At 49.6% G+C, this 11,241-nt stretch carries 8 protein-coding genes; 5 read left to right on the top strand and 3 right to left on the bottom strand.

The genetic code is table 11. From position 1 onward, the window contains the following. Positions 1–140 precede the first annotated feature (140 nt). The 3 genes from KDK14_RS09205 (at position 141) to KDK14_RS09195 (ending at position 4,892) form a co-directional block, all read left to right on the top strand. Entirely contained in the window at positions 141–614 is a 474-nt protein-coding gene (locus KDK14_RS09205; RefSeq protein WP_257264802.1) for a hypothetical protein, read from the top strand. Positions 615–723: 109 nt separating this feature from the next. Beyond that, on the top strand, positions 724–921 hold the full coding sequence (locus tag KDK14_RS09200) for a hypothetical protein (RefSeq protein WP_257264801.1): 198 nt from the start codon (positions 724–726) through the stop codon (positions 919–921). Positions 922–1,322: 401 nt separating this feature from the next. Continuing rightward, positions 1,323–4,892 (top strand): hypothetical protein, encoded by a 3,570-nt coding sequence (locus tag KDK14_RS09195; RefSeq protein WP_257264800.1) that lies wholly within the window; start codon positions 1,323–1,325, stop codon positions 4,890–4,892. Positions 4,893–4,922: 30 nt separating this feature from the next. Here KDK14_RS09195 and pheA read toward each other — a convergent pair whose 3' ends face one another. The 3 genes from pheA to gyrA all read right to left on the bottom strand — a co-directional run bounded on the left by pheA (position 4,923) and on the right by gyrA (position 9,847). After that, positions 4,923–6,008, bottom strand: a complete 1,086-nt coding sequence (pheA, locus tag KDK14_RS09190) for a prephenate dehydratase (RefSeq protein WP_257264799.1) — start codon at positions 6,006–6,008, stop codon at positions 4,923–4,925. After that, positions 6,008–7,138 (bottom strand): 3-phosphoserine/phosphohydroxythreonine transaminase, encoded by a 1,131-nt coding sequence (gene serC / locus KDK14_RS09185; RefSeq protein ID WP_257264798.1) that lies wholly within the window; start codon positions 7,136–7,138, stop codon positions 6,008–6,010. The genes pheA and serC overlap by 1 nt, the downstream gene beginning before the upstream one ends. A gap of 117 nt (positions 7,139–7,255) precedes the next feature. Further along, entirely contained in the window at positions 7,256–9,847 is a 2,592-nt protein-coding gene (gyrA, locus tag KDK14_RS09180) for a DNA gyrase subunit A (protein WP_257264797.1), read from the bottom strand. Positions 9,848–10,231: 384 nt separating this feature from the next. On the opposite strand from gyrA, the gene KDK14_RS09175 reads away from it, so the two are divergent. Beyond that, complete coding sequence (locus tag KDK14_RS09175) at positions 10,232–10,636, top strand: hypothetical protein (protein WP_257264796.1); 405 nt, start codon at positions 10,232–10,234, stop codon at positions 10,634–10,636. Between the two features lie 242 nt (positions 10,637–10,878). Further along, the coding region (gene ubiG / locus KDK14_RS09170) for a bifunctional 2-polyprenyl-6-hydroxyphenol methylase/3-demethylubiquinol 3-O-methyltransferase UbiG (RefSeq protein ID WP_306671496.1) at positions 10,879–11,241 on the top strand (363 nt) is incomplete at its 3' end.

Below are 11,241 nucleotides of genomic sequence, written 5' to 3'. Positions count from 1 at the left end.
CGTTGGTAAAAAAGATTGATTAAGAGGATGGTATAAAAATCAGAAAATTCCAGATGTAACTGATCCTTCCCGGAAAAACAGAGATTGGCAGATACACTGTGACTATCTGGTGTTCAAACTTCCAATGCCGGGGGTCAACAATGCCGGGGGTCAATGCTGAACAATTTGGTCGTGCCCTCGGGTTACCGCTGCACGTGGTACAGAAGATTGTTTTCAGAGCTGCGGAAAAAGGAGACACCCAAAGCAACTTCTCGAGTTTATTCGATCAGGCAATCAACTGCTTACCGGGACTCAAGCCGGGACATATTATCCATGCGATGGAGAAAGCAGGCCGTGAGAGCGGCTGTGGCGATAAGGTTAAAGACTGGATAGAACAAGCAAAGAAAGCAGCAGGTTTGCCCTGGTTCAATGAATTTCCTCCCGAAGAATTACCTGAACTCACACCACTTTATGGGCAGGAAGATGACAACTCCACCAGAACTGCCACTTCGCAACCGCTAACCCTGGATTTTTTAAGTCAATTACCATTAAGCCATAACTGGTTTTTGATTGGTTTCGCCATGGGAATGTCCATGAAAGAGTTACGGGACATCGACCAAAGAAGGGAAATATAAGGGACCAGATCAAAGGTGCAACCCGGGGGCTTGTTACCTGTCCGTTAAACTGGCAGAACTCGGTAAGAGGGGCGTGGAAACAGTGCATCTCTTTCAGGTTTTGCACAATTTGAATGATCAGGTGGCACTGCATTATTTTCCGCAGCATCTGTCGGCCACCCCTGAAAAAGCATTGCCAGAAGAAATCGATAAAGCCATTAAACTGGCAAAACTGACAATCGAGATGTTCAACACAGTCGATTCAGAAAAATTGACAACAGTGTTTTCTGGCTATGATCGTTTCGTCCAGATGGAGCAAGACTACTGATACCAATTCCGGGAAAACCGAGACATATGCTCAGTATGGATCTCTGCAGCCATATCACTGACAATTGCCGCCGAATTCCATTACTGCTTGTTCCTTAATGTCTACCCCAAGAGCCGTTATTAATAGATAGGTCTTCCCATATTTCTGCCAACCAAATCCAACAATGGATGGCTAATTCGCAAAAACAATATTGATGCCAATTGATTTCTACTTTTTTGCGATATTACTGAACCTTTTTGCTTTCTGATCGTCAGATTAAATGATAATACTTTCTCCGAGGTAACTCCCAAGCCAGGTACAGCAAAGCAGGAGCAGTTGCCGAGAGCGACTGACAACCTGGTCAGAAAATATGATTTCATTGGGTTAACTACTTAATAATGATAATTTTTGGAAATAGTTTCATGATTCATTCAACCGATACGCCCCCCCCTGTTCCCTTGCTCAAAGAATTGGCAGAACTGAAAATACAAAACCCACCGACTGATTCCTGTACAAGTTCACCTTTTGCCGGGAAGTGCGTCAGCCTTACCCAAGGCAGCTCTGAACCCATTGAGCCGAAACCACCAACATCTGCGGTTGCCATATCTGAGCGGAGCGTTGATTCCGGTTTTGCCTCTGACCCATTGCCTGCCACACAACTCGGTGACATTGTGAACTGGGGGGAATTACACCAGGAAATCAGAGAAAGTCTAACCATAAAAGATTTTATACTGTTCTTTGTTTACCTGGATATACCGTTAAACAAATTAATGGTATTCCTGCAAACACTCAGGGCTAATGCAACAGGGCCTTTTCCACTAATTGAACGCCTTATCATTGAAGAAAACTGCAAGATAACCCACGAACTATTGCTCAAGTTTCTGGCCAATAGCTCAAGACCATCTCTGGTGGCATTGCATTGTGCAACCTCGGGTATTGCCGCTGACCATAGTCAGTTCCTGTCTGACTGGCCTGCCTGTGTACAGGCTGCTGATACTGATGCGGCCCTGAATCACAAGCTGGATATTTTCAAGCTGGACAAATTCTTTAAAAAAGAAAAAACCTGTTTTTTTTATAATATCCCGACGACAACATTAGCTTATGCTGCCGGATACCCGGAATTGATGGATGACCCGAACATTAAACAATGTTCCAAAGCTAAAAACCAAATTGTAAACAAAGTCCTGTTGAAAAAAATCCTGGATAAACACGGTGGAAGCATTACCACTAATGAGATCGTTAAGATCATGAGCAACCCTGAAATTATGCGCATCAACTCTGCATACCAGCTCATTGAATCCCTGAAAGGCAATACTGGCCCTTATTTCCGCAGGGATAACATTGGTAATTGGGATTATCTGCTCAAGAAACTGGCATTCAAACTTTCAGATCCAGGGATGAACCCCGAACATTTTGCCCGAAGCCTTGGGATACCGTTGCATTTAATCCAGAAATTTTTTGAATTAAATTCTGGCAATGGGGTCCTATACCAGTTTGAGGGTCTATTGGAACTAGCAATCCTTTGCTCACCCCGACTCACCCCCGGGCATATTATCCATGCGATGAATGAAGCATGCAAAGCCAGTGGTTGTAACAAAGAGTTAGAAAAGTGGATAGAACAAGATAAAAGATTAGGCCACAGGGCACGTTTACCCGGGCTACAAGAATTCCCTCCTGAAGAGTTACCCAAACCCAAACCACTCTTTTGGCCAGAAGATGACCACTCTGCCAGGATTGCCAGTTCGCAACCGTTGACCCTGGATTCTTTGCGTCACTTACCTTTAAGCCATAACTGGTTTTTGATTGGTGTGACCATGGGGCTGTCAGGTGATGAGCTTGAAAGTATTGGTGCCAAGACGCTCGCGAAAGACGGTTCGTGCGATCACAGCTTGCTGAGCCTTGCCGCTCCGGCATTATCCGGGATACTGGTTAAAAAAGGCTTGGAAACAGGTCATCTTCACCAGGCACTGGAACTTCTGAACGATCAGGCGACACTGCCTTACTTTCCAAAGCATCTGACTGGCCAGCCTGAAAAAGCATTACCCGGGGAGATCGCCAAAGCTTATGAGCAGGGCCAATTAACGGCCCGGATTGTTTCTGCTATCGGACCGAAAAACCTGAGATTTCTCACTAACATGGTCCGCACAAGTGCTACCAGTGGAAATACTTTCAAATCATTGAAAAGGCCATCCGCTGACAATCCAGCTGCTGAATCTGCCCCCCCAATGCGAATAAAAGCAGAGCCTTCCACGGCAGGGCAGCTGCATCAGATGCACGTAAGTTCAGCTATTGTCAAAAATGAGGAGGAATTTCCAGATATTAATTCCCTTTCTGCATCAGACGGGAATACTTCCAAGGCTGGCAGCTCTGAAAAGCCAATTAAGCTAAACGATAGTACATTAAAAGCTACCGCCCTGCCTTCTTCGGTTACTGCAAACAACGTCACCCCGATCCCTGAATCGAGTGTAATATCGAGCGCTGTATGCTCCCGGTTGTCTGAAACACAACTGGACGACACGGTATACTGGGACAAATTGGACACTAAAATCACCCGGGGCTTATCACCCGAGGAGGATCTTCTGATTTGCATATATCTGGGATATCCCGGAGCAGAAATTGCCAACATTGCACAAACCTTACCGCAATTTTCCCGGCATAAGTATTTCTCTGGTCACAGTGGGATAGTCCGGGAAGGACTGAAGATAACCCATGAAAAACTACTGACCATCCTGGCGGGTGTCTCAAGATTCGATCTGGTCAAATCGCACTGTAAAAATTTTGGTATTGTATTTGAGAGTCGGTTCCTGACTCACTGGCTTCCCGATGTAAAGGCTGTTGATGACAATGCTGCGCTGGATTATCCGCTGGATTTCTTCAAGTTGCATCAGATCTTCACAGGAGATGGCTACCTATTAAAAGTCTCGACGGCCAGCATTGCCTTTGCGGCCGGATATCCGGAACTGATGGCGGATCAGGATTTGCAGGCAACCTTAAAAAGTGGTAATGAAGTGTCAACTGCGACCTTGCTAAAAAAAATTCTGGATAAACAAGGGGGCAGCATGACCACAAATGAGCTGGTGAAAATACTAAGCCACCCTGAGATTAACAACATCCGTTGTGCACATCGGCTGATTGAGGCCTTGAAAAGCAATCCAGCACCAATTCCCTTGGCAAAACCACACAAACTGCGTAAACAAAATGAATTTATGACTTCCGAACTTGCCAGGATCCAGATACCTGCTGACGCCCTTGGTGATGCCCTGAGGGTACCATGGCCCATCCGCAGGAGAATTCTCAACCAAACTTCCGTCGATGAAACCACCCAAAACCAATATTCCAATCTACTGCATGCAGCATTTCGTTCTCAGCCCGAGCTAACGCCAGAACATATCTTGTATGCCCTGCGTAAAGCTGCCGGATCTGATCGCCTGATAAAAGAGCTGGAAAAACTCATTGCCGATAACCATAAATCATTGTCGTTATTTCAGAAATTAAACCCTGAGCCGTCCACAGTCGAACCAATCTATCGCCAGGATGATGACAACGCTGCCGCCATGGCTGGTTCAAAACCGCTGACCCCGGATTTTTTGCGCCGTTTGTCATTAAGCCATAACTGGTTTTCCATTGGTTTTGCCATGGGATTGTCCGTGGATGAATTACGGGATATCCACCAAAAGACCAGCCATACATACCAAAACAACCAGACAAAAAGGGATACCCTCGCGGCCTGTTACCTGTCCGCTAAACTGGCAGAGCTGGGTAAGAAGGGCGTGGAAACCGGGCATCTCTTTCAGGCATTACAGAATTTGGATGATCAGGTGACGCTGGATTATTTTCCGGAGGAGCATCTGCCTGAAAAAGCATTACCAATGGACATCGCTAATGCTATTGAACAGGCGAAATCAACACTACAGTTCCTCAACACAGTGGATCCAAAAGAGTTGAAAAAAATTCTGTCTGGTTATGATCGTTACGCTCAGATGAAACGATAGTTCTGATATATGAATCAGCAGTGTCAACGATCAGAGAACACCCTTGGGATAAGAACCAAGCACCCGAAGGTCATTAGCACGCTCACCCAGCTTCTCCAGCACCTTGCCAACAACAGGGTCATCCTGATGACCTTCAAAATCCACAAAGAACACATAGTTCCAGATTCCTGTTCTCGATGGACGGGTCTCAACCCGTGTCAGGTCGATGTTGTGAACATGGAAAGGCTCAAGAATCGCATGGAGCGCTCCCGGCTGGTTGCGCATACTGATGACCACTGACGTCTTGTCATCACCACTGGGTGGAACTGGCTGATTGCCAATGATCAAAAACCGGGTTGAGTTATCCGGGCGGTCTTCAATTTTCTCGACAATCTTTTCCAGACCATACATTTCTGCGGCCATATCACCAGCAATAGCCGCCGAATTCCACTCCCCCTTGACCCGCTTTGCTGCGTCTGCATTGGAGCTTACTGCTACCCGCTCTGCCATCGGCCAGTGAGAGTCCAGCCATTTGCGGCACTGGGCAAATGACTGGGCATGGGAGTAGATACGGGTAATATGGTCACGGCGGGTGTTTTCTGAAATCATCATATGCTGATGAATGCGCAGCACCACTTCACCACAGATCTTTAGTGACGAGTCCATAAAGCTGTCCAGGGTATGGCTGACAACCCCTTCTGTGGAGTTTTCCACCGGCACCACACCATAGTTGACCGCACCAGCAGCCACTTCCCGGAATACCTCATCAATGGCCATCATGGGCACACAAACCGCAGAGTGTCCAAAGTGCTTCAGGGAAGCCTGCTGGGTAAATGTGCCCTCAGGCCCCAGAAAAGCCACCTTGACCGGATCTTCCAACGCCAGGCAAGCGGACATGATTTCACGAAACAGACGGGCCATCTCTTCGTCATTCAAAGGCCCGTCATTTTTCTTCATGATCTTACGTAGCACCTGGGCTTCGCGTTCAGGGCGATAAAACACTGCGGAGGGGTCAGCTTCTGTTTTTACACGGGCCACTTCCTGGGCACATCGCGCACGCTCGCTGATCAGATCAAGGATTTGCTGATCCAGCGAATCAATTTGAGTTCGCAACTGCCCCAACTTTTCTTCTGCCATTATCCATACCGCCGTTCAAATTCTTTCATGAAGTCAATAAGAGCATCCACATGCGACTCTGGCACTGCATTATAGATACTTGCCCGCATACCACCTACGGCCTTGTGCCCTTTCAGATAGCGAAAGCCTTCCTGTTCAGACTCGGCCAGGAACGTTGCAATCAGTTCTGGCCTGGTCAGCGTAAAAGGTACATTCATGCGGGAGCGCCACTGTGGTTCCACCGAATTCTGATAAAAGCCGGAACCATCAATCTGAGCGTACAGCTTGGTGGCCTTACGCTCATTGAGCGCATTAATCCCTGCCAGCCCACCCTGTTTTTTCAGCCATTTAAAGACCAGACCGGCAAGATACCAGGCGAAGGTTGGCGGCGTGTTATACATGGAATCATTGTCGGCCTGCAGCTTATAGTCCAGCACCGCAGGACACAGCAGTGAACCGCACTCCAACAGATCATCACGAACAATCACCACGGTAAGGCCTGCCGGGCCAATATTCTTCTGGGCCCCGGCATAAATAACGCCAAACTTGCTGACATCAATCGGGCCAGACAAAATATTGGAGGACATATCGGCAACCAGTGGCACATCAGCCGTCTCCGGGATAAATGAAAACTCAAGGCCACCGATGGTCTCATTGGGCGTGTAGTGCAAATAAGCGGCGTCTTTACTTACCCGCCACTGGTCTACGCCAGGCATGGCATGAAAGGCCCTGTCCTTGCCATCAGCGACAATATTCACATCCAGGTAGCGCTGGGCTTCCTTGATGGCCGACTGGGCCCAGTGGCCACTGTTGACGTAGTCAGCCGAAGTCCTGTCACCTTTAAGGTTCAATGGCACCGCCGCAAACTGTCCCCGTGCTCCTCCCTGCAGAAAAAGCACCTTAAAGTTATCAGGGATCTTCAACAGGTCACGCAGGTCTTGTTCGGCCTCATGGGCAACCGCGAGAAACGCCTTGCCACGGTGACTCACTTCCATCACCGAAGCGCCCACATCCTGCCAGTTCATCATCTCATCACGGGCCTGCTGAAGCACATCATAGGGAATCGGTGCAGGTCCGGCTGAAAAGTTATAAACCCGATTGTCCAACTGCGCCAGAACATCGTTTACATCATCTGTTACACAAGGCTTCACAATCACTCCCTAACCACTCAACGGCGGTTTACCCTGGTGATTACCGACAAACTCTCTAAGACAAACTCTCTAAATGACTGATTAAAAATGCCAGCCCTGGGCTGGCGTTTTTTCAAACTATGAGGATTCTACCGTTCCTTCACTGGCATCCTGCCCTTCAGGCTCAGAAGCATCGACAACCTCTGGTTCCTCAACACGGGCAACACCCACCAGCTTTTCACCTTCAGAGACACGGATCAGCGTCACACCCTGGGTATTGCGGCTCAGCGAAGAGACGCCATCGACCCCGGTTCTCACCAGTGTACCCTGGTCAGAAATCAGCATGATTTGCTCACCGCTCTTCACCTGGATAGCGCCCACGATTTCACCGTTACGCTCAGTGCACTGCATGGAGATAACGCCCTGACCACCACGACTGGTGAGCCGGAACTCATCGACGATAGTTCGCTTGCCGTACCCTTTGGCACTGGCAGTCAAAATCTGGGTATCCTTCTCCGGAATAATCAGGGAGATAATCCGCTGATCTTCAGGCAGCTTCATGCCCCGTACACCCCGGGCAGTCCGACTGACGGCACGAACATCGGTCTCCTCAAAGCGAACCGCCTTGCCACCATTAGACAGCAGCATCACCTGCTTGTCTCCGGTGGTAATTTCAGCCCCCACCAGGGTATCCCCTTCATCCAGCCCCAGGGCGATCAGACCGGAAGTACGTGGACGGGCAAACTGCTCCAGGGGGGTCTTCTTGACCGTACCATTGAGCGTCGCCATAAAGACGAAATGGCCTTCGGTAAATTCGTCTACCGGCAACATGGCGGTGATTTTCTCATCCTGCTCCAGGGGCAGAATATTGACGATCGGCCGACCACGGGAGGTTCTGCCAGCCTGCGGAATTTGATAGACCTTCAACCAATAGACCTTACCCTTGCTGGAGAAGCAGAGGATCTGGGTATGGGTGTTAGCCACCAGCATGTGCTCGACGTAATCCTCTTCCTTTACCGAAGCCGCTGATTTGCCGCGGCCACCACGACGTTGTGCCTGGTAGGTATCCAGGGGCGTGGTCTTGGCATAGCCACCGTGGGACAGGGTGACTACCATGTCCTCTTCATCGATCAGGTCCTCGACGGTCAGGTCACGGCGGGAGCTGGTGATTTCGGTGCGGCGTTCATCACCAAACCCATCCCGTACCTGCTCCAGCTCTTCCCTGATCACGGCACGCAGCTTCATTGGGTCACAGAGGATCAGAATCAGTTCAGCAATTTTTCCCAGCAGCTCCCGGTACTCAGCAAGCAGCTTCTCATGCTCAAGGCCAGTCAGTCGGTGCAGTCGCATGTCCAGAATGGCCTGGGCCTGGGCTGGCGACAAGTAATAAAGCCCATCCCTGAGACCGAAAGCCTCAGGCAGGTCATCAGGGCGACAGGCATCGGCACCGGCTCGCTCGGCCATTTCCATCATATGACCCGGGTTCCAACCCTTGGCGATCAGCTTTTCTTTCGCTTCCACCGGTGTCGGTGAGTCCTTGATCAACTGAATGACCGGATCGATATTGGACAGGGCAACCGCCATGCCTTCCAGAATATGGCCACGCTCGCGGGCCTTTCTCAGCTCATAGACGGTGCGGCGGGTGACCACTTCACGGCGGTGGCGGATAAAGGCTTCCAGAAACTCTTTCAGGTTGAGCAGCCTGGGCTGGCCATCCACCAGGGCCACCAGGTTGATGCCAAAAACGGACTCAAGCTGGGTCTGGGCATACAGGTTATTGAGCACCACCTCGGCATTTTCACCCCGGCGAAGCTCGATCACCACCCGCAGGCCGTCTTTGTCAGACTCATCACGCAGCTCGGAAATACCCTCAATCTTGCGCTCTTTTACCAGCTCGGCAATCTTCTCAATAAGGCGTGCCTTGTTCAGCTGATAAGGGATCTCGGTAACGATAATGGTGCTTTTGTTTTTCTTTTCATCGTGCTCGATATCGGCCCTGGCACGAATGTAAATGCGACCACGACCGGAGCGGTAAGCCTGAAGGATACCGGCCCGGCCATTGATAATCGCCGCGGTAGGGAAGTCAGGCCCCGGGATGTACTCCATCAGGTCATCAACCGTCAGTGCTTCATTGTCCAGAAGCGCCAGGCAGCCATTGACCACCTCGGTCATATTGTGTGGTGGGATATTGGTGGCCATGCCCACCGCGATACCGGCGGAGCCATTCACCAGCAGGTTAGGGACACGGGTGGGTAAAACGGCAGGAATCTGCTCTGTGCCATCGTAGTTAGGCACATAGTCTACGGTTTCCTTGTCGAGATCCGCCAGCAGCTGATGGGCGATCTTGTCCATCCGGATTTCCGTATAACGCATCGCTGCAGCAGAATCACCGTCAATGGAGCCGAAGTTACCCTGGCCATCCACCAGCATGTAGCGCAGGGAAAATGGCTGCGCCATCCGGACAATGGTGTCATAGACCGCAGAGTCACCATGAGGGTGGTATTTACCAATCACATCCCCGACCACACGGGCAGATTTTTTATAAGGCTTGTTCCAATCGTTGCCCAGTTCGCTCATGGCGAACAGTACGCGCCGGTGTACGGGCTTGAGCCCGTCACGCACATCGGGCAGGGCACGGCCAACGATGACACTCATGGCGTAGTCCAGATAGGACTGCTTGAGTTCATCTTCAATATTTACCGGGAGAATCTCTTTGGCAATTTCAGTCATGGAAACCCAGTCGTCCTTTTGCTTACGGCCAACAGATAGCGGTCAGCACTCATTCCGGTTCTGTGGACCAGGACATTGATAAAAAGGTCTTATCCAAACAGAAAAAAATGCTCTTTCCCAGAGCATCCCAATGGAATGATCGCCCAAGGTAATTGATTTTCAAAGCCCCGATGTTACCACAATCCATGTCTTATTCGCGAGATACATCAACCACTTTGGGAATATGTTTTTTGGCGATCCATCAATGGCACAGGTCGGATGTCCGCTTTCAGGAAAAACGTCAAAAAAGTGCCAACCGGGTAAACCTGTGCTTTTTCCTGAACCGGTCTAGATTTGAAGTAAGCACTGATGCTTGATAGTTAAACTCAACAAAGGATTGTTACCATGGAATTATCACCTAGACATCTCGAAGCAGTAGGTCTTAACCCAGAGGACTATAAGCATGTTCTTTGGAAAGGGAAAGGGGAAGGGTATTTAGACTATGCATGCTCTTTGCCACACGAAGTAAAGATTGCATGTTTTAATGGATTTAGGTCTGCCAAAGACAGAGAAGTGTTGAAGAACTATGTCAATTTACTATCTGATGCATATAACGAAGGTACAAAAATAGACGAGAATCAAAAAAGAAAACTTGCCAAGCGTGCTCTTGAGAAGGCTGAGGCGGTAAGTAACAAAACAAAACCAACTAAAACAGCGCCTGCTGAAAAAAATGAGCCTGCTGTTGTGGCAACCAAACCGGGCAAACCCGGAAAGCTGGACCCCAATCGTCTCAAACCCTTCGAAAATTAACAGTGTTGACTATTGACAGCCAAACTTCTCAATAACGAAACTTCCAGAGGCTGTTCTTGAAGGTTCAGCCTTATCTCTTCCTGATCACATTAACCTCAATACTGAAGTTCAATTTTTCAATCCCGGACAACTCCATCACTCAACACTGTGGTCGGCTGCAGGATTAACGGTATAATCCCCGACTATGACAGCCCTGACTGCCTCAATCACACTGCTTTGACGGACCAGAACCCATGCCCGACATGCGCTCAGCCCAAAATGTGGACCTCGGAGAAATCGCCAAGTTTGAAGAACTGGCCAGCCGCTGGTGGGACCCGGACAGCGAATTCAGGCCGCTCCATGAGATCAACCCACTGCGCCTGAATTATATTGATGAACGTGTCGGGCTGGCCGGCAAACAGGTGGTGGATATTGGCTGCGGCGGCGGCATCCTGAGTGAGTCCATGGCGCAACGGGGTGCCCGGGTCACCGGCATTGATATGGGCGCCCCCCCCCTGTCTGTTGCCCGCCTGCACAGCATGGAAAGTGGCGTTGAGGTCAACTATCGCCGAATCACCGCTGAGGAGCTGGCTGAAGAGATGCCCGGCCAGTTTGATGTAGTGACC

This window comes from Endozoicomonas sp. ONNA2, assembly GCF_024606365.1.
In the GTDB taxonomy this organism is placed as follows: domain Bacteria; phylum Pseudomonadota; class Gammaproteobacteria; order Pseudomonadales; family Endozoicomonadaceae; genus Endozoicomonas.
The sequence above is the reverse complement of the archived record's forward strand: the minus strand, read 5'-3'. Positions and strand labels throughout refer to the sequence as shown.